Source organism: Streptomyces sp. NPDC001941, from assembly GCF_040296945.1.
In the GTDB taxonomy this organism is placed as follows: domain Bacteria; phylum Actinomycetota; class Actinomycetes; order Streptomycetales; family Streptomycetaceae; genus Streptomyces.
In genome coordinates this window covers 210,608-229,895 of the sequence record NZ_JBEOYE010000001.1, presented here as the reverse complement: position 1 = coordinate 229,895, position 19,288 = coordinate 210,608, and the positions used below count along the sequence as shown (strand labels likewise).

At 73.8% G+C, this 19,288-nt stretch carries 15 protein-coding genes; 8 read left to right on the top strand and 7 right to left on the bottom strand.

What is annotated here, in order from left to right; genetic code table 11:
* Positions 1–86 precede the first annotated feature (86 nt).
* The gene (locus ABT160_RS00960; RefSeq protein ID WP_351641842.1) at positions 87–1,820 is read left to right on the top strand and encodes an ABC transporter ATP-binding protein; all 1,734 of its coding nucleotides are present in this window, start codon (positions 87–89) and stop codon (positions 1,818–1,820) included.
* The gene (locus ABT160_RS00955; RefSeq protein ID WP_351641840.1) at positions 1,820–3,754 is read left to right on the top strand and encodes an ABC transporter ATP-binding protein; all 1,935 of its coding nucleotides are present in this window, start codon (positions 1,820–1,822) and stop codon (positions 3,752–3,754) included. Before ABT160_RS00960 ends, ABT160_RS00955 begins: the two co-directional genes overlap by 1 nt.
* A 25-nt stretch (positions 3,755–3,779) precedes the next feature.
* On the opposite strand, the gene ABT160_RS00950 is transcribed toward ABT160_RS00955, so the two are convergent.
* The 4 genes from ABT160_RS00950 to ABT160_RS00935 all read right to left on the bottom strand — a co-directional run bounded on the left by ABT160_RS00950 (position 3,780) and on the right by ABT160_RS00935 (position 10,019).
* Positions 3,780–5,069 (bottom strand): RNA polymerase sigma factor, encoded by a 1,290-nt coding sequence (locus ABT160_RS00950; RefSeq protein ID WP_351641838.1) that lies wholly within the window; start codon positions 5,067–5,069, stop codon positions 3,780–3,782.
* 199 nt (positions 5,070–5,268) lie between these two features.
* The gene (dnaG, locus tag ABT160_RS00945) at positions 5,269–7,164 is read right to left on the bottom strand and encodes a DNA primase (RefSeq protein ID WP_351641836.1); all 1,896 of its coding nucleotides are present in this window, start codon (positions 7,162–7,164) and stop codon (positions 5,269–5,271) included.
* Positions 7,165–7,263: 99 nt separating this feature from the next.
* The gene (locus ABT160_RS00940) at positions 7,264–8,526 is read right to left on the bottom strand and encodes an NAD(P)/FAD-dependent oxidoreductase (protein ID WP_351641833.1); all 1,263 of its coding nucleotides are present in this window, start codon (positions 8,524–8,526) and stop codon (positions 7,264–7,266) included.
* Between the two features lie 200 nt (positions 8,527–8,726).
* Entirely contained in the window at positions 8,727–10,019 is a 1,293-nt protein-coding gene (locus ABT160_RS00935) for a deoxyguanosinetriphosphate triphosphohydrolase (protein WP_351641831.1), read from the bottom strand.
* Positions 10,020–10,397: 378 nt separating this feature from the next.
* On the opposite strand from ABT160_RS00935, the gene ABT160_RS00930 reads away from it, so the two are divergent.
* The gene (locus ABT160_RS00930; RefSeq protein ID WP_351641828.1) at positions 10,398–11,270 is read left to right on the top strand and encodes a sirohydrochlorin chelatase; all 873 of its coding nucleotides are present in this window, start codon (positions 10,398–10,400) and stop codon (positions 11,268–11,270) included.
* A 149-nt stretch (positions 11,271–11,419) separates the two neighbouring features.
* Here ABT160_RS00930 and ABT160_RS00925 read toward each other — a convergent pair whose 3' ends face one another.
* Positions 11,420–12,085 (bottom strand): hypothetical protein, encoded by a 666-nt coding sequence (locus ABT160_RS00925; protein ID WP_351641825.1) that lies wholly within the window; start codon positions 12,083–12,085, stop codon positions 11,420–11,422.
* Positions 12,086–12,252: 167 nt separating this feature from the next.
* Here ABT160_RS00925 and ABT160_RS00920 point away from each other — a divergent pair, with 167 nt between their 5' ends.
* The 3 genes from ABT160_RS00920 to ABT160_RS00910 all read left to right on the top strand — a co-directional run bounded on the left by ABT160_RS00920 (position 12,253) and on the right by ABT160_RS00910 (position 16,213).
* Positions 12,253–12,987, top strand: coding sequence for an aquaporin (locus ABT160_RS00920; RefSeq protein ID WP_351641823.1), 735 nt, complete (start codon positions 12,253–12,255; stop codon positions 12,985–12,987).
* A gap of 112 nt (positions 12,988–13,099) precedes the next feature.
* Positions 13,100–13,768, top strand: coding sequence for a SanA/YdcF family protein (locus tag ABT160_RS00915; protein WP_351641821.1), 669 nt, complete (start codon positions 13,100–13,102; stop codon positions 13,766–13,768).
* 279 nt (positions 13,769–14,047) lie between these two features.
* Complete coding sequence (locus ABT160_RS00910; RefSeq protein ID WP_351641819.1) at positions 14,048–16,213, top strand: molybdopterin oxidoreductase family protein; 2,166 nt, start codon at positions 14,048–14,050, stop codon at positions 16,211–16,213.
* Here the strand turns inward: ABT160_RS00910 and ABT160_RS00905 are convergent.
* Positions 16,167–16,607, bottom strand: coding sequence for a gamma-glutamylcyclotransferase family protein (locus ABT160_RS00905; RefSeq protein ID WP_351641817.1), 441 nt, complete (start codon positions 16,605–16,607; stop codon positions 16,167–16,169). The two genes, ABT160_RS00910 and ABT160_RS00905, sit on opposite strands and share 47 nt — an antisense overlap.
* A complete protein-coding gene (gene cutA / locus ABT160_RS00900) occupies positions 16,604–16,936 on the bottom strand; it encodes a divalent-cation tolerance protein CutA (protein ID WP_351641814.1) in 333 nt (110 codons plus the stop codon). The genes ABT160_RS00905 and cutA overlap by 4 nt, the downstream gene beginning before the upstream one ends.
* Before the next feature lie 288 nt (positions 16,937–17,224).
* On the opposite strand from cutA, the gene ABT160_RS00895 reads away from it, so the two are divergent.
* Both ABT160_RS00895 and ABT160_RS00890 read left to right on the top strand, forming a co-directional pair.
* Entirely contained in the window at positions 17,225–17,893 is a 669-nt protein-coding gene (locus tag ABT160_RS00895; RefSeq protein WP_351641811.1) for a hypothetical protein, read from the top strand.
* Positions 17,890–19,284: a sensor histidine kinase gene (locus ABT160_RS00890; RefSeq protein WP_351641809.1), complete on the top strand. Its 1,395-nt coding sequence runs from the start codon at positions 17,890–17,892 to the stop codon at positions 19,282–19,284. Before ABT160_RS00895 ends, ABT160_RS00890 begins: the two co-directional genes overlap by 4 nt.
* The last annotated feature ends 4 nt before the right edge of the window (positions 19,285–19,288 follow it).

The window sequence follows — 19,288 nt, the reverse complement described above, 5'->3', positions numbered from 1 at the left end:
GCAGGGACGGGAACCCGTCCAGGCGTGTCCAAGGGTCGGTAAAACCGAGTCGTAACACTTCCGGGGCACGGGCGATAGTAGTTCCCGTGCTCATACGACTTCTGCGGACCTTTCTCGAACCGTACAAGAAACCGATAGCCCTGCTGGTGGGGCTCCAGTTCCTGCAGACCTGCGCGACGCTGTACCTGCCGACCCTGAACGCCGACATCATCGACAACGGTGTCGTCAACGGGGACACCGGCTACATCCTGGAGTTCGGCGGCATCATGATCGCCGTCTCGGTCGTCCAGGTCGTCTGCAACATCGGCGCCGTGTACTTCGGCGCCCGGACCGCCGCGGCCCTCGGGCGCGACGTGCGCGCCGCCGTCTTCGGGCAGGTGCAGTCCTTCTCCGCGCGCGAGGTCGGCCACTTCGGGGCCCCCTCGCTGATCACCCGTACGACCAATGACGTGCAGCAGGTCCAGATGCTGGTCCTGATGGCGTTCACCCTGATGGTGTCCGCGCCGATCATGTGCGTCGGCGGTGTCGTGATGGCGCTCGGGCAGGACGTGCCGCTGTCGGCGGTGCTGCTGGCCGTGGTGCCCGTGCTGGGCATCGCCGTCTCCCTCATCGTGAAGAAGATGCGGCCGCTGTTCCGCACCATGCAGGTGCGCCTGGACACGGTGAACCGCGTGCTGCGCGAGCAGATCACCGGCAACCGCGTCATCCGCGCCTTCGTGAAGGACGGGTACGAGAAGGAGCGCTTCCGGGGCGCCAACAGCGAGCTGACCGACGTCTCGATGTCGACCGGCCGCCTGATGGCGCTGATGTTCCCGACCGTGATGACGGTCGTGAACGTGTCCAGCATCGCTGTCGTCTGGTTCGGAGCACACCGGATCGACAGCGGAGGCATGGAGATCGGCGCCCTGACCGCCTTCCTGGCCTATCTGATGCAGATCGTGATGGCGGTCATGATGGCCACCTTCATGTTCATGATGGTGCCGCGCGCCGAGGTGTGCGCCGAGCGCATCCAGGAGGTCCTGGACACGGACAGCTCCGTCGTGCCGCCCTCCTCCCCGGTCACCGAGCTGTCCCGGCACGGCCACCTCGAGGTGCGGAGCGCCGACTTCCGCTACCCCGGGGCGGAGGAGCCGGTGCTGCGCGGCGTGGACCTGGTGGCCTGCCCCGGCGAGACCACCGCCGTCATCGGCTCCACCGGCAGCGGCAAGTCCACCCTGCTCGGGCTGGTGCCGCGGCTGTTCGACGCCACCGGCGGCGAGGTGCTGGTGGACGGCGTCGACGTGAGCACGCTCGACCCGGCGCTGATCGCCAAGACGGTGGGCATGGTGCCGCAGAAGCCGTACCTGTTCTCCGGGACCGTCGCCTCCAACCTGCGGTACGGCAATCCCGCCGCCACCGACGAGGAGCTGTGGCACGCGCTGGAGGTCGCCCAGGCGGCCGACTTCGTGCGCGGCCTCGACGCGGGCCTGGACGCGCCCATCGCCCAGGGCGGCACCAACGTCTCCGGCGGCCAGCGCCAGCGGCTCGCCATCGCGCGCACCCTGGTCCAGCGCCCGGAGATCTACCTGTTCGACGACTCCTTCTCGGCCCTCGACTACGCCACGGACGCGGCGCTGCGCTCCGCCCTGGCGCGCGAGACGGCCGAGGCGACCGTCGTGATCGTCGCCCAGCGGGTGTCGACGATCCGCGACGCGGACCGGATCGTCGTGCTCGACGAGGGGCGCGTCGTGGGCACCGGCCGCCACCACGAACTGATGCGTGACAACGAGACGTACCGGGAGATCGTGCTCTCCCAGCTGACCGAGGCGGAGGCGGCCTGATGTCCGGTCCGGGTGGACGCATGATGATGGGCCAGTCCGGTGAACGGTCCATGGACTTCAAGAACTCGGCCAAGCGGCTGCTGCGGCTCTTCACGCCCGAGCGCGGCGTGCTGTGGCTGATGCTCGGCGCGACCGTGGTGAGCGTGGCCCTCTCGGTGGTCGGGCCGAAGGTGCTCGGCCGGGCGACCGACCTGGTCTTCGCCGGGGTCGTCGGGCAGCAGATGCCCGAGGGCGCCACCAAGGCGCAGGCCATCGAGGCGCTGCGGGCCAAGGGCAGCGACGGCCTGGCCGACATGCTCTCCGGCGTGGACTTCACGCCGGGCCAGAGCATCGACTTCCCGGCCGTCGGCGAGGTCCTGCTCGTGGTGCTCGTGGTGTACCTGCTGGCCGGCCTGACGATGCTGGTGGCGACCCGCGCCTCGATCAAGGTGATCAACCGGACGGTGTTCCGGATGCGCGGCGAGGTGCAGGCCAAGCTGTCGCGGCTGCCGCTGTCGTACTTCGACCGGGCCAAGCGCGGCGAGGTGCTCAGCCGGGCGACCAACGACATCGACAACATCTCGCAGACCATGCAGCAGACGATGGGCCAGCTGATCAACTCGCTGCTGACCATCGTCGGCGTACTGGTCATGATGTTCTGGATCTCCCCGCTGCTCGCCCTGGTCGCGCTGGTGACCGTGCCGCTGTCGGTGCTGATCGCGGCCAAGGTCGGCAAGCGCTCGCAGCCGCAGTTCGTGGAGCAGTGGAAGTCCACGGGCAAGCTCAACGCCCACATCGAGGAGATGTACACCGGGCACACCCTGGTGAAGGTGTTCGGCCGCCAGGAGGAGTCCGCGAACGGCTTCCAGGAGCACAACGAGTCGCTCTACCAGGCCGGTTTCCGGGCCCAGTTCAACAGCGGGATCATGCAGCCGCTGATGTTCTTCGTCTCGAACCTGAACTACGTGCTCGTCGCCGTGGTCGGCGGCCTGCGGGTGGCGACCGGCTCGCTCTCCATCGGTGACGTGCAGGCCTTCATCCAGTACTCGCGCCAGTTCTCGATGCCGCTGACCCAGGTCGCCTCCATGGCCAACCTGGTGCAGTCCGGCGTCGCCTCGGCCGAGCGGATCTTCGAGCTGCTCGACGCGGACGAGCAGGAGCCGGACGCGGGCGTGCCCGTCAAGCGCCTCGACCCGGACGCGCCGCAGGGCCGGGTCGCGCTGGAGGACGTGTCCTTCCGCTACGAGGAGGACAAGCCGCTCATCGAGGGCCTGTCGCTGGCCGTGGAGCCGGGCCAGACCGTCGCCATCGTCGGCCCCACCGGCGCGGGCAAGACCACGCTGGTGAACCTGCTGATGCGGTTCTACGAGGTGACCGGCGGGCGCATCACCCTGGACGGGGTGGACATCGCGAAGATGTCCCGCGACGAGCTGCGCGCCGAGATCGGCATGGTGCTCCAGGACACCTGGCTGTTCGGCGGCACCATCGCCGACAACATCGCGTACGGGTCCTCCCGCGAGGTCACCCGCGAGGAGGTCGAGGAGGCCGCGCGCGCCGCGCACGCCGACCGCTTCGTGCGCACCCTCCCCGACGGCTACGACACCGTCATCGACGACGAGGGCGCGGGCGTCAGCGCCGGCGAGAAGCAGCTGATCACCATCGCGCGGGCGTTCCTGTCCGACCCGGTGATCCTCGTCCTGGACGAGGCGACCAGCTCCGTGGACACCCGTACCGAGGTGCTGATCCAGAAGGCCATGGCCCGGCTGGCGCACGGCCGTACGTCCTTCGTGATCGCGCACCGTCTCTCCACGATCCGGGACGCGGACGTGATCCTCGTGATGGAGGACGGCTCGATCGTCGAACAGGGCACGCACGAGGTCCTGCTGGAGTCCGACGGGGCCTACGCGCGGCTGTACCGCGCCCAGTTCGCCCAGGCGGTCGCCGAGGTGGAGTGAGCCGGTCCGGCCGCTCGCGCGGACGTCAGTCCAGGTAGCCCCTGAGCTGGTCCGCGAAGGCGTGGTCCCGCAGCTTGTTGAGGGTCTTGGACTCGATCTGGCGGATGCGTTCGCGCGTCACGCCGAAGATCCGGCCGATCTCCTCCAGGGTGCGGGGCCTGCCGTCGGCCAGCCCGTAGCGCAGCTGCACCACCTTGCGCTCGCGCTCGCCGAGCGTGGAGAGCACCGCCTCCAGGTGCTCGCGCAGCAGCAGGAACGCCGCCGACTCCACCGGGGACGCGGCGTCGCCGTCCTCGATCAGGTCGCCGAGCGCGACGTCGTCCTCCTCGCCCACCGGGGCGTGCAGCGACACCGGCTCCTGAGCGAGCCGCAGCACCTCGCTGACCCGCTCGGGCGGCAGGTCCAGCTGGGCGGCGACCTCGTCGGGCGTCGGCTCGTAGCCGCGCTCCTGGAGCATCCTGCGCTGCACCCGCACCACGCGGTTGATCAGCTCCACCACGTGCACCGGTACGCGGATGGTGCGCGCCTGGTCGGCCAGTGCCCGCGACATCGCCTGCCGGATCCACCAGGTCGCGTACGTGGAGAACTTGTACCCGCGCGCGTAGTCGAACTTCTCCACGGCCCTGATCAGGCCCAGGTTGCCCTCCTGGACCAGGTCGAGCATGGTCAGGCCGCGGCCCACGTACCGCTTGGCGACCGAGACGACCAGCCGCAGGTTCGCCTCGATCAGGCGCCGCTTGGCCATCCGGCCCATGACCACCAGGCGGTCCAGGTCCAGCGCGAGCTGGGAGTCCAGGTCCGACGCGCCGGCCAGCTTCTCCTCGGCGAACAGGCCCGCCTCGACGCGCCGGGCCAGCTCGACCTCCTCCACCGCGGTGAGCAGCGGGATGCGTCCGATCTCCCGCAGGTACTGGCGGAACAGGTCGGAGGAGGGGCCGTTGCCGCCGTAGTCGGCGCGCGGCGCGCGGCGTTCGGGCACCTCCTCGGCCTCCGCCGCCCCGGCGGCCTCGCGGGGCTCCGGGCCGGGACCGGGGGCCGGGTCGCGCTCGGCGACCGGGTCCGGTATCCCTTCCGGGTGGTGCGGGGCCCGGCTCTGCTCGGGCACGGTGACGCCCGGCTCGGCCTGGGTGAGGGTCTGGGTCTGGGTCTGCACGGGGGCGACCTCCAGGGTGATCGCTGCCGGTTCGGGGGCGTGCGGCAGCGGGACGGGGGCGGCGGCCGAGCCGCTGGGTCCCGTCCCGGACACGATGAGCGGATCCGCGGGGGTGAGAGGCCCAGGGTCCGTGGGCCGGCCGCGCTCCGAGGACTCAGGCACCGCACCCCAGTGTGGGGTACGACACATCCCCGCCACGAGGGGCGTGCGACGACTTTTTGAGTCCGGTGCGTGACCGGACGGTTACCCGCGCGTCCGCCCCGTACGCCTCTGCGCGCTTCGCACCCCTGTGCCCGTGGGGCCGCCGCGCGCCGGGGCCAACGGGGCGCTTGCCGTTGGTAGTTGCCCGCCGCCGGCGCCCTCAGAGGGCTTCGGCGCCCCGGGTGCGCAGTGACTGTGCGTACTGGGTGAGGACCCACAGCTCGTTCTGTACGGCGGTCAGGTGCTCCGGGTCCGCGTGCGCGCCGAGCCGGCTCAACTGGCCCTGGACGTCCCGGATGCGGCGGTCGACGGCGCGCAGCCGCACCTCGACGAGCTGCGCTCCCGCGTAGGCCTCGTCCACGGCCCTGGCGTGCACCGCCTCCACGGTCAGCTCCCGCACCAGGGAGCGGACCGTGTCGTTGGGCGCGGACTGGAGCACCGCCTCCACGTAGTCCGCGGGGGCGTCGTCGGCGCCGCCCGCGTCCTGGACGCACTGGCGCACGGCCGCGTAGGGCGGGGCGGTGAACTCGTCGACCCCGTACGCGTCGAAGGCCGGGGAGACCAGGTGCGGGTACTGCAGGGCGAGCTTGAGCAGCTCCCGCTCGGTGCGGTGGGCGGGGCTGCGCAGGTTCAGGGCGGGTCCCGAGGGCGCCGCGGGGGCCTGCGCCGCCTCGTACGACTGGTTCCCGCGGCCCGGGGCGGGTGCGGGGCCCCGGCCGCCGCGGTCGCGCGCCCAGCGGGCCAGCTGGGCGACGCGCTTGACGACGAACTGGGTGTCGAGGATGCCGACCATGCCGGCGAGCTGGACGGCGACCTCGTGCTGCGAGGCGACGTTCTTGATCCGGGCCACCACGGGCGCGGCCTCGTCCAGCGCGGCGGCCCGGCCCGCCGGGGTCTCCAGGTCGTAGCGCGCGACGATCTGGCGCAGGGCGAACTCGAAGAGCGGGGTGCGCGGCTGGACCAGGTCGGCGACGGCCTCGTCGCCCTTGGCGAGCCGCAGCTCGCACGGGTCCATGCCGTCCGGGGCGATCGCGATGTAGGTCTCGGCGGCGAACTTCTGGTCGTCCTCGAAGGCGCGCAGGGCGGCCTTCTGTCCGGCGGCGTCGCCGTCGAAGGTGAAGATCACGCGCGCGGAGCCGTTGTCCATCAGGAGGCGGCGCAGGATCTTGATGTGGTCGCCGCCGAAGGCCGTGCCGCAGGTCGCGATGGCCGTGGTGACGCCCGCCAGGTGGCAGGCCATCACGTCGGTGTAGCCCTCGACGACGACGGCCCGGCTCGCCTTGGCGATGTCCTTCTTGGCCAGGTCGATGCCGTAGAGCACCTGGGACTTCTTGTAGATCGGCGTCTCGGGGGTGTTGAGGTACTTCGGGCCGTTGTCGTCCTCGCGCAGCTTGCGCGCGCCGAAGCCGACGACGTCGCCGCCGACGTCCCGGATGGGCCACATCAGGCGGCCCCGGAAGCGGTCGATCGGATTGCGCCGGCTCTCCTGGGCCAGGCCCGAGGTGAGCAGCTCCTTGTCGGTGAAGCCCTTGCCGCGCAGGTAGCGGGTGAGGTGGTCCCAGCCCGCCGGGCTGTAGCCGACGCCGAAGTGGGCGGCCGCGGCCTGGTCGAAGCCGCGCTCGGCGAGGAACTTGCGGGCGATCTCCGCCTCGGGGCCGTCCAGCTGCTGGACGTAGAACCTGGCGGCCTCCTGGTGGGCGTCGACCAGGCGGGTGCGCTCGCCGCGCTGGGTGCCGGGGTTGTACCCGCCCTCCTCGTAGCGCAGGGTGATGCCCGCCTGGGCGGCGAGGCGCTCGACCGTCTCCGAGAAGGAGAGGTGGTCGATCTTCATCACGAAGGCGATCGTGTCGCCGCCCTCCTGGCAGCCGAAGCAGTGGAAGAGGCCCTTGCTCGGGCTGACCTGGAAGGAGGGGGACTTCTCGTCGTGGAAGGGACAGAGCCCCTTGAGGTTGCCGCCGCCCGCGGGGCGCAGCTGGAGGTACTCGGACACGACGGCGTCGATCGGGACCGCGTCCCGTACCGCCTTCACGTCGTCATCGTTGATCCTGCCTGCCACGGATGAAGTCTACGGGGCGGCTGTGACAGTCAGGACGGGCCGGCCGGACGGACCGGTGGGCGGGACCCGGACACGGGTCCGCGTCCCGCCCGCCGGGGGTCAGCGGAGCAGGGTGTCCAGCGGGACGGACGGGTCGGCCAGGGCGTCCAGGTCGACGGGCCGGCCCGCGCGGACGAGCGCCTGGACGGCCTCGGTGACGTCCCACACGTTGACGTTCATCCCGGCGAGCACCCGGCCCTCCTTCACCCAGAAGGCGATGAACTCGCGCTTGCCCGCGTCACCGCGCACCACGACCTGGTCGTACGAGCCGGGGGGCGCCCAGCCCGAGTACTCCAGGCCCAGGTCGTACTGGTCGGAGAAGAAGTACGGGACCCGGTCGTAGGAGACCTCCTGGCCGAGCATCGCGCGCGCGGCGGCCGGTCCCCCGTTGAGCGCGTTCGCCCAGTGCTCGACGCGCAGCCGGGTGTCCAGGAGCGGGTGGCGGGCGGCCGCCACGTCCCCGGCCGCGTGGATGTCCGGGTCGGAGGTGCGCAGCGCCTCGTCGACGGCGATGCCGCCGCCGTCGGCCCGGTCGGCGAGCGCGAGGCCCGCCTGCTCGGCGAGGGCGGTGCGCGGGGCGGCGCCGATCGCGGCCAGCACGTCGTGCGCGGGGTGCTCCTCGCCGTCGTCGGTGCGGGCCGCCAGGACCATGCCGTCCTGGCCGACGATCTCGGTGAGCCGGGCGCCGAAGTGGAAGCGCACCCCGTGCTCGCTGTGCAGGTCGGCGAAGAGCTGGCCCAGCTCGGGGCCCAGGACGCCGTGCAGGGGCGTGGGCGCGGACTCGACGACGGTGACCTCGGCGCCGTACGCGCGCGCGGCCGCCGCGACCTCCAGGCCGATCCAGCCCGCCCCGGCGATCACCAGATGCCCGTTGTCGCGGCCGAGGGCGGAGAGCACGCCCTGCAGCCGGTCGGCGTGGGGGAGGCGGCGCAGGTGGTGGACGCCGGCGAGGTCGGTGCCGGGGATGTCCAGGCGGCGCGGCTCGGCGCCGGTGGCCAGCAGCAGCTTGTCGTAGTGCATCGTGGTGCCGTCGCCGAGGCGGACGGCCTTGCGGGCGCGGTCGATCGCGGTGACCGGCTGGCCCAGGTGCAGTTCGACGTCGTTGCGCGCGTACCAGGCGGGTTCGTGCACGAAGACGCTGTCGCGCTCCTCCTTGCCGGAGAGATAGCCCTTGGACAGGGGCGGGCGTTCGTACGGGTGGTCGAGTTCATCACCGATGAGGATCACTCGGCCGGTGAATCCCTCGGCGCGGAGCGTCTCCGCCGCCTTGGCTCCGGCCAGTCCTCCGCCGATGATGACGAAGGTCTGATCTGCGTCGACCACTTGGTGCCTCCTCGTGTTCACGTCTTCGTCCACGCTACGCCGCCGACCATGCGCACCAGCGAGCGTCCCGCACGGAGGGTGATGGCGGAAGAGGCCGTGAGCGGGTCCGGCCGGTCGCCGGCGCACGCACGCGTCCTCGCCGTCCGGGAAGTGTCCCCGGCATTCCCCTCCGGCCGGAGGGGAATGCCCACGACACCGGCTCAGGGGCGCGTGGTGAGGCGCATGTGCAGGGCGCGCGCCGAGGCGTCCGTCAGCGAGGCGATCTGGTCGACGATCACGCGCTTGCGCGCGCGGTCGTCCCCGGCCGCGTCGAACAGTGCCCGGAACTGCGGGTCGAGGGCCTCCGGCGCGCGCACCGTGAGCGCCTCGGCCAGCTCGGCCAGGACGACGCGCTGGTCGGCCCGCAGGGCCTCCTGCTCGGCGCGCTGCATCACGTACCGGTCGGCGACCGCCTTGAGCACCGCGCACTCGTTGCGGGCCTCGCGCGGCACGACCAGCTCGGCCGCGTACCGGGTGAGCGGCCCCGAGCCGAACGTCGTGCGCGTGGCGCCCTCCGCGGCCAGGCAGAAGCGGCCGATGAGCTGGCTGGTGGCGTCCTTCAGACGGGCCTGGGCGACGGCCGAGCCGTCGTAGCCGTGCGGCCACCAGTCCTGGTCGATGAGCCGTTCCAGGGCGTCGGCCAGCTCCTGCGGGTCGGTGTCCGACGGTACGTAGCGTCCGATGGCCACCTCCCAGATGTCGGCCCGCTCGGGCTCGGCCAGCAGCAGGTTGGGGTCGATGTGCCCGGCGTGCAGGCCGTCCTCGAAGTCGTGCACGGAGTACGCCACGTCGTCGGCCCAGTCCATCACCTGCGCCTCGAAGCACTTGCGGTACGCGGGCGCGTCCCTGCGGACCCACTCGAAGACCGGCAGGTCGTCCTCGTACACGCCGAACTTCGGCGAGTCCGGGTCGCTGGGGTGGTCGCCGCGCGCCCAGGGGTACTTGGTGGCCGCGTCCAGGGCCGCGCGCGTGAGGTTGAGGCCCACGCTGACCAGCTCCCCGCTCTCCTCGCTGCGCACGAACCGCTTGGGCTCGATGCGGGTGAGCAGGCGCAGCGACTGGGCGTTGCCCTCGAAGCCGCCGCAGTCCTTGGCGAATTCGTTGAGCGCCTGCTCGCCGTTGTGGCCGAACGGCGGGTGCCCCATGTCGTGCGAGAGGCAGGCCGCCTCGACCAGGTCGGGGTCGCAGCCGAGGGCCGCCCCCAGCTCGCGGCCGACCTGGGCGCACTCCAGGGAGTGGGTCAGCCGGGTGCGCGGGCTGGCGTCCCAGGCGGCGCTGCGGGTGCCGGGGGTGACGACCTGGGTCTTGCCCGCGAGCCGCCGCAGCGCGGCGGAGTGCAGCACGCGCGCCCGGTCCCGCTGGAAGGCCGTGCGTCCGGGCCGCTTGTCCGGTTCGGGGGCCCAGCGGTCGGTGTCGGAGTGGTCGTAGGCGCGGGGTGCGGTAGTGCCTTCCATGCACCGAAGGTAACCGGACCCACGGACAACGGGGCGGGCGCGGGGGTGGCGGGGGTGTGGGGGCGGGGGGTGTGAGGGGGCGGTGGGGGGTGTGGGGCGGGGGGTGTGCGGGGCCGGACCGAGCGTGCGGCGGGGGGTGAGGCGGGAGGCGGTAGGGGTGTGCGGGCCCCGGACCGCGTGTGCGGTGCGGCACGCGTGCGTGAAGGTGCGTTTCTCACCGTCCGCCGCGCGCGGGCCGTGCGGCGCGCGGGTCGTGCGGCGCCCGTACGGTGACGGCGCGTCCCTTACCGTCCGTCCGGGCGTGCCGTGAAGGGGACGGTAAGGACCCGTCACCCTCGCGCAACGGCCCGGCAACGTGGCGCCGTCAGGATCGACCCCATGACGGAGCCCCGGGAATCGCTGCCGCTGGACAGCACGGCGGAGCTGCTCACCCGCATCACGGACCAGCTCGGCAGCCAGCTGTGCCACGTCAGGCTGGACGGCACGCGCAGGGACGAGCCCGAGGGCTCCCCCGCGCCCGCCCTCGTGGCCGTCGCCCACGGCACCCCCGGCAACCGCGCCCTGCCGGTCGTCACCGCGCTCCTCGCGCGCGTGCGCGAACTGCGCCCGGGCCTGGACGTGCGCCTGGGGCACATGGAGCACAACGCCCCGCTGCTCTCGGACACCCTGGGAACCCTGGACCGCGGCGCCGTGCTGGTCCCGCTGCTGCTCGGCCGCGGCTACCACGTCAAGCGGGACCTCCCCGCCGCGGCGGCCTCCGTGCGCGGGCACCGCGTGCGGGTGGCGCGACCGCTGGGCCCGCACCCGCTGCTGGTGGAGGCCCTGTACGCGCGCCTGGCGGAGGCCGGGTGGGGGCCCGGGCACCAGGCGAGCCGCAGCGCGGCCGTGGTCCTGGCGGCCGCCGGTTCGCGCGATCCCGACTCCGCGGCGGACGCCCGCCGCACGGCCCGGATGCTGTCCGAGCGGCTGGGCGGGGTGCCCGTGGTGCCCGCCTACGCCTCGGCCGTCTCGCCGACCGTGCCGGACGCGGTGCGGGCGCTGGCGGCGCGCGGACGCCACCGGATCGCCGTCGCCTCGTACTTCACCGCCCCCGGCCGGTTCGCCTCCGCGTGCGCGGACGCCGCGCCCTGGATCGCCTCGGCCCCGCTGGGCGCGCACCCGGCGCTGGCCCGGCTGGTGCTGCAGCGCTACGACGCGGCGCTCGCGGCGCCCCGCACCACCCCGGAGCGGCGAGAACTCGCCACCGCGTAGCGGTTCGTGTACGGCTCCGGCCGGGCCGAACCCGCGCCCCGCACGCGTCGCGGGCCCCGCCCCCGGGGCCCGCGGCGTCGCTCCCGGCGGCCCTCGGGGCGCTCAGTCGTCCGCCGGCGAAGCGCTTCAGTCGTCGGCCGGCGGGGTGCTCAGTCGTCCGCCAGCCACACCCTCAGGGGCCCGAGTTCGGTGAACCCGGCGCGCAGGGCGTGGGCGAGGTCGTCGCCGCCCTCGTAGCCGACCACCGGGGTGCCGGGCCACCGGGCGGCGGCGAAGGCGAGGCAGTCGGCCCAGGCCCGGTCCGGTGCCGGGCCGAACAGGTTGGAGACGCCGACCACCGGTCCGCCGTGGGTGAGCACGGCCCCGCCGCTCGTCCCCCCGAGCACCGTCACCGTCGGGTCCGCCAGGAGCTCCGGGCGGAACAGTCCGGTGTGCTCACCGCCGCCCCAGGCGCGCTCCCAGGCCGCCAGCCCGTCCGCCGTGGTCACCGGCGTCCAGGGCGAGGTCGCGGAGGGCGCCGGGGCGTCGGCGGCGCGGTGGATCCAGGAGGCCTCGAAGAGCACCCGGAAGCCGTGGCCCGACAGGTCGAGCCGGGCGAAGGAGTCCTTGACCGACGCCCACGGGGCAACCGTGTCGATCCGGTCGAGCACGTCCCGTACCGAGGCGTCGGGCGTGAGCGTGACGGCGTCCGGGTACAGCGGCGGGGTGCGCCGCGAGCCGGCCCACACGCGCTCGGTGAAGGTCCCGGTCAGCCCGTGCGCGCGGCACATGGCCCCGCACCACTCGGCGTTGTCGCGCACTGCTTCGTCGATCATGCGCGCGATCATCCGACGGCCCGGCCGCCCCGGTCCACTTCTTTGTTCCTCATGCTTCCTTGTTCCTCTGCCTTCCTTGTTCCTCCGCCCCTTTTCGCCTCCCGCTCTCCCTCCTCGTCCCGTTCACCCCTTCCCCACATTCCACACTGCGGAATATATTTTCCGTTGTGTTGAATCCAGATCTGTCACGCCGCACGGTCGCCGAGTTCGTCGGCACCGGCGCGCTCGTGGCCGTCATCATCGGTTCGGGCCTCCAGGCGACCGGCCTGAGCCCCGACGTCGGCGTGCGCCTGCTCGCCAACTCGCTGGCCTCCGCGATCGGACTCGGGCTGCTCATCGCCCTGTTCGGACCGGTCTCCGGCGCCCACCTCAACCCGGTCGTCACCCTCTCCGCCTGGTGGTCCCGGCGCGGCGGCACCACGGCCCTCACCGCGCGCGAGGTCGCCTCCTACATCGCGGCCCAGCTCGCCGGCGCCGTCGCGGGCGCCCTGCTCGCCGAGGCGATGTACGGCCGCTCCCCCAGCCTGCTGTGGGCCGGCAGCTGGTCGACCCAGGTGCGCTCCGCCGGGCACCTGCTGCTCGGCGAGACCGTCGCCACCGCGGGGCTCGTCCTGCTCGTCCTCGGCCTCGACCGCATCGGCAGGGCCCGGCTCGCCCCGGTCGCCGTCTCCGCGTACATCGCGGCGGCCATCTGGTTCACCTCCTCCGGCTCGTTCGCCAACCCGGCCGCGACCGTCGGCAGGGTCCTCACCGACTCGTTCACCGGGATCGCCCCGGCGTCGGCCCCCGGCTTCATCGCGGCCCAGCTGCTCGGCGGCGGCCTGGGGGCGGCCCTGGCGGTGGTCCTGTACGGAAGGAGACCAGGCCCACACCCTCCGGCCGCCCCTTCGACGAACCTCTGAGCGCGTCCCGCCGTCTCACCCGGTGAACGGCCCCGGACCTCCGCAGCGTCCGGTGGCCGTCGGTCCCGGCGGCTACCGTCGGCGGGACGTTCGCGAACACGGGGGGAATTCCATGCCACGCCTGCTGCCCAGGACCCGGCGCACCCAACGGCGGATCGTCCAGGCCCTCATGGTCGCGTGCGTGCTCGCCCTGGCGCCCGCGACCTGGATGCACACGACCGCCGACGCCCGGGTGCGCACCACCGCGCAGGTGCCCGCGCGAGACGTCGCCGTGGTCTTCGGCGCCGGCCTCTGGAAGGGGCGCCCCACCCCGTACCTGGCGCACCGGCTGGACGCCGCGGCGGAGCTGTACCGCGCGGGCAAGGTGCGCGTGGTCCTGGTCACCGGCGACAACAGCCGCGTGGAGTACGACGAACCGGACGCCATGCGCGCGTACCTGGCGAAGAAGGGCGTGCCGGACGCACGGATCGTGAGCGACTACGCGGGCTTCGACACCTGGGACTCGTGCGTGCGCGCCAAGAAGATCTTCGGCGTCGACCGCGCGGTGCTGGTGACCCAGGGCTTCCACATCCGCCGGGCGATCGCCCTGTGCCAGGCCGCCGGGGTCGACTCGTACGGCGTCGGGGTGAGCGAGCCGCACGACTCGGTCTGGTACTACGGCGGGGTCCGCGAGCTGGCCGCCGCGGGCAAGGCGGCCCTCGACGCGGGCCTCAAGCCCGACCCGCACTTCCTGGGGGGCAAGGAGGGGGGCGTGGCGGAGGCACTGGGCAAGAAGGACTGAGCCGTGCCGACAGGTGTACGGGTCGGGCCGATGACCGTACGGACGTGGGCCGTGGCCCCTGCGGGTGGCAACCGTACGGGGGTGAACGGCGCCCCTCCGGGCGGCGACCGTGCGGACGTGAACCGCTTCCCGTGTGAGCCGATGGCCGTACGGACGTGAGCCGTGGCCCCTGCGAGCCGCTCCCCTCACGGCCCGTGCCGCCCCGCGCGGAGCCAGGTGTACCGGGGGCGTAATACGGGCCGTCCGGTGCCGTAACACGCGCGACGCACGCTTCGGGACATGCCCGCACCCTCCGAAGCGCCCCTCACCCCCACCCACTGCCCCTACTGCGCGCTGCAGTGCGGCATGAACCTCCGCGTGGCCGGGCCGGAGCGGGGCGCGGCACCCGGGGAGACCGGGGCATCCGTGCGGGACGGCGGGACCGTGGCCGTCGAGGTCGTGGAGCGCCCCGACTTCCCCGTCAACCAGGGCGCCCTGTGCGGCAAGGGCCGCACGTCGACGGCCCTGCTCTCCGCGAGCGCCCGGCTCACCACGCCCCTGCTGCGCGACCCCGCCACCGGGCGCCTCGAACCGGCCGGGTGGGACGAGGCCCTGAAGGTGCTCGCGGACGGGCTGCGGCGCACCCGCGCGACGCACGGCCCGGACGCGGTGGGGGTGTTCGGAGGCGGCGGCCTGACCAACGAGAAGGCCTACGCCCTCGGGAAGTTCGCCCGGGTGGTCCTGGGCACCTCGCAGATCGACTACAACGGGCGCTTCTGCATGTCGTCGGCCGCCGCCGCCCACCAGCGGGCGTTCGGCCTCGACCGCGGCCTGCCCTTCCCGCTGGCCGACGTCCCGCGCACCGGGTGCGTGGTCCTGGTCGGCTCCAACCTCGCCGAGACGATGCCGCCCGCCCTGCGCTACCTGACCGAACTGCGCGAGAACGGCGGCCGGCTGATCGTCGTCGACCCCCGCCGCACCCGCACGGCCGAGCAGGCCGACCTGCACCTGTCGCCGCGCCCCGGCACGGACCTGGCGCTGGCGCTCGGCCTGTTGCACCTGGTCGTGTCCCAGGGGCGCACGGACGAGGAGTTCATCGCGGCCCGCACCAGCGGCTGGCCCGAGGCACGGGCGGCCGCCATGGCGCACTGGCCGGAGCTGGTGGAGCGGATCACGGGCGTACCGGTGCCGCAACTGCGCGAGGCGGTACGGATGTTCTGCGACGCGCCGTCCGCCATGGTGCTCACCGCGCGCGGGCCCGAGCAGCAGTCCAAGGGCACGGACACCGTCGGGGCGTGGATCAACCTGTGCCTGGCCACCGGCCGCGCCGGGCGCCCGCTGTCGGGGTACGGCTGCCTGACCGGGCAGGGCAACGGCCAGGGCGGGCGCGAGCACGGCCAGAAGGCCGACCAGCTGCCCGGCTACCGCAAGCTCGACGACCCGGCCGCGCGGGCGCACGTGGCCCGGGTGTGGGGCGTGGAGGCGGACACCCTGCCGGGTCCGGGGCGCAGCGCGTACGAACTCCTCGACGCGCTCGGCACGGACGTCAGGGCCCTGCTCCTGATGGGCTCCAACCCGGTGGTGTCGGCACCGCGCGCCGCGCACGTGGAGGAGCGGCTGCGCTCCCTGGACTTCCTCGCCGTCGCCGACGTGGTGCTCTCGGAGACGGCGCGGCTGGCGGACGTGGTCCTGCCGGTGACGCAGTGGGCGGAGGAGACGGGCACCCTGACGAACCTGGAGGGCCGCGTGCTGCTGCGCAGGAGGGCGCTGGCGCCTCCGCCCGGGGTGCGCGGCGACCTGGACGTGCTGGGCGCCCTGGCGGGGCTCCTGGGGCACGCGAAGGGGTTCCCCGCCGAGCCGCGGGAGGTGTTCGAGGAGCTGCGGCGGGCGTCCGAGGGCGGCGCCGCGGACTACTCCGGGATCAGTTACGAGCGCATCGCGCGCGAGGACGGGGTGTTCTGGCCCTGCCCGCGCGAGGAGCCGGGCGGCACGCCGCACCCCGGGACGCCTCGCCTGTTCCTCGACCGGTTCGCCACGCCCGACGGGCGCGCGCGGTTCGTGGCGGTCGCGCACCGTCCGGCGGCCGAGGAGACCGACGCCGAGTACCCGGTGGTCCTGACGACCGGCCGGGTGGTGGCGCAGTACCAGTCGGGCGCCCAGACCCGGCGGGTGGCCGAGTTGAACGCCGCCGCGCCGGGCCCGTTCGTGGAGCTCCACCCGCGCCTGGCCGCGCGCCTGGGGGTCGCCGAGGGGGAGCAGGTGGCGGTCGTCTCGCGGCGCGGCAGGGCCGTGGCACCGGCGCGCATCACCCCGGGCATCCGTGCGGACACCGTGTTCATGCCGTTCCACTGGCCGGGCGAGGGCCGCGCCAACACGCTGACCAACCCGGCGCTCGACCCGGTGTCGCGGATGCCCGAGTTCAAGGTGTGCGCGGTGCGCCTGGAAGCGGTGGAACGGGACGGGTGAGCCAGTCGCCGGCCGCTATCGCGGGGCCGGTGGGGACGCCGGGCGCCGCGAAGTAGACCCAGGCGCGCACGGTGGCGCCGTCCCGCTCCCGTACGACGTCGCGCTCCACGCGCGCGTAGACGTTCAGCGGGTGCCCCGGGCCGAAGTACTCCTCCAGCTCGTCCAGTACGCGGAGCAGGGCGCCGTACCCTTCGTCCGCCGCGGTCACCAGCTCGCCCCGCACCGCCCCGTCGCCGGGCAGCGCGAACGGGTAGCCGGGACCGTCGTACAGCAGCGCGCCGTGCAGTACGGCGGGCTCCTCGGCGACCGTCCGGCCGCGCAGGAACCGGTCGTGGTTGCCCTCCCCCGGGCGCAGCGTCCCGTACACGAAGAACGGCAGCGCGCGCGTGCTCACCGGGCGGCCGTCTCGGCCGCGACCCACTCCAGGTACGCGGCGCTCCCCCGCACCACGGGGGTGGCGATGATCTCGGGGGTGTCGTAGTCGTGCGCGGCCTTCAGGTGGGCCTCCAGGGCCGGGTAGACGGCCTCGGTGGTCTTCAGCAGGACCTGCCACTCCCGGGCCGTCTCCACCGCCCCCTGCCAGTGGTAGACGGACGTGACGGGTCCCGAGACCTGGGCGCAGGCGGCGAGGCGGGCCTCCACGGCGCCGCGCGCGAGCGCCTCGGCGCTCTCCGCGCTGTCGACGGTGGTCAGGACGGTGAGGACGGCCGGGGGCGGGGTCACGGGGCGGCTTCCTTCCACGGGCGCGCCTCGCGCGGAGGGCGGAGGCACGGGACGGTCGGGGTGACACCAAAGGGATGTCACCAACGGGGTGGCATGACAGGGGTCTCCCGGAAGGCCGGAAGGGGCGTCCCGAAAGAGTGCCCGGAAGACGGACGGAAGGGCGGGACCTAAGTCCCCTTCCTGTGGTTCACGGCGCACCTTACGCAGGCTGTTACACAACGTCCCGGTGTTCGTGACAGCTGCTTCCTAGCGTCGGAGGTGACCACCGCCCCCCACCCAGAAGACGCTATGACCCACCGTTCCCGCTTCGCCCTGTGGACGCTGACGACCCTCGCCACGGTCGTCGGCGTCCTGCTGCTCAGCGGCTGCGGCGCGCCCACCGGGCTCGGCGCGGGCGAACTCGCCGAGCGCGTGTCACCGCAGCCGCGCCCTGAGAGCCTGTGGCCCGCGTGGTCGTCCCTCGCCCCCGACCAGCCGGGCGCGGACGCCGCCGCCCGGCAGGCGCCCCCCAAGCCCCTGGCGGCGGCGCCCCGGGTGCCCAGGGGCGGGCTCGCCGCGATGGACGTCCGGACGATCGTGCGGGCCGACCCGCGGCTGAAGACGATCTGCCAGCGCGGCCTGATCACCGGCCCCGGCAAGGCGGGGGTGCGCCCGCCGCTGCTGCGCGACCTCACGGGCGACGGCGAGCGCGAGCTGATCGTCGCGGCCGACCTGGAGAGCGGGCGCACCGCCCTGGTCGTCTACACGGCCCGCGACGGCAAGGTGGTGCCCGTCCTGTACACCGCCGGCCGTCACCTCTCGGCGGAGGTCGTCGGGACCGATCTGGTGGTCCGCACGGCGGTCGGGGACGGCGCCGAACAGGCCGTGCGCTACCACTGGAACGGCCGCCGGCTGGCCGCCCGCGGCGACGACAAGAAGTTCCCCAAGTCCGTGGACAAGCGGGTCACCCGGCCATGAGGTTCCGACTGCCCCACGCGGTGCCGCGGACGGTCCGCGCGCCGTCGTTCCCCGGCCGCCGCGTCAGCCTGCGCTGGAAGATCGCCGCCCTGCTGGCCGGAGGGTGCGCGCTGGTCGCCGTCGCCATCGGCCTGCTGATCCACCAGGCGCGCACCGACCAGGTCGTCTCCGCGGCCCGCTCCTCGGCCGTGGCCCAGCTGGTGCGGGTGCGTCAGCTGTACGTCCTGACGGGCACGGTCGACAGGGAGGACACCGCCTCCGAGCTGGACTGCCCCGGCCTGCCCGCCGCGCTGCGCGCGTCCGCGCGCGCGGGACAGCGCAACACCTACGTCCGGCTCGGCGGCCCGGCCCCCGCCGTCTGGGCCGCGCGCCCCGTCGGGAACCAGGTGCTCTCCGTACGGCTGCCGCTGACGGAAGAGCGGGCGGAACTGGCCGAACTGGACCGCAAGCTGGTCGCCTTCGGCATCGTCGTGGTGGCGCTGGCCGCACTCGGTGGGGCCGCCCTCTCCAGCAGGCTCAGCCGGGAGCTGCGCACGGCCGCGGCGACGGCCCGGCGCATCAGCCAGGGCGAGCTGGACGCGCGCATCGGCGGGTACGGCGACGTCCCGGCCGGGGGCGCGGGCCCCCTTCCGCCGGACGAACGGTCACCGCGCGCGTACGGCAGGCACCGTCCGGACCGGGAGGCCGGCGAGGTCGCCTGCGGCAACGAGGTCGCCGAACTGGCCTCCGCCGTGGACACGATGGCCGCCTCGCTCCAGCAACGCATCGAGGCCGAGCAGCGGTTCACCGCGGACGTCGCGCACGAGCTGCGCACCCCGCTGACGGGCCTGCACACGGCCGCCGAGCTGCTGCCGCCCGGCCGCCCCACCGAGCTGGTGCGCGACCGCGTGGCGGCCCTGCGCACCCTCACCGAGGACCTCCTGGAGGTGGCCCGGCTCGACGCCGACGCGGAGCGGCCGGAGATGGACGTGCACCCGCTGGGCCCGCTGACGCACAAGATCGTGCGGGGCTGCGGGTTCACCGCCGAGTTCGAGAGCACGGAGCCCACCCTGGTGCGCACGGACGCGCGCCGCCTGGAGCGGATCGTGGCCAACCTCCTGGTCAACGCCAGGCGGCACGGCGGCGACCCGGTCGAGGTCCTCATCGACGGCACCCGGGTGACCGTGCGCGACCACGGGCCCGGGTTCCCCGGACACCTGCTGGAGAACGGCCCGCAGCGCTTCCTGACCGGCGCCGCCGAACGCGGTCAGGGTACGGGCCTCGGCCTGACGATCGCCCTGGGCCAGGCCCAGGTGATCGGCGCGCGCGTGGAGCTGGCCAACGCGCCCGACGGCGGTGCGATGGCGACGGTGGTGCTGCCGGGGGCCGTGCTCGGCGAGGAGGGCGGCTGAGGGC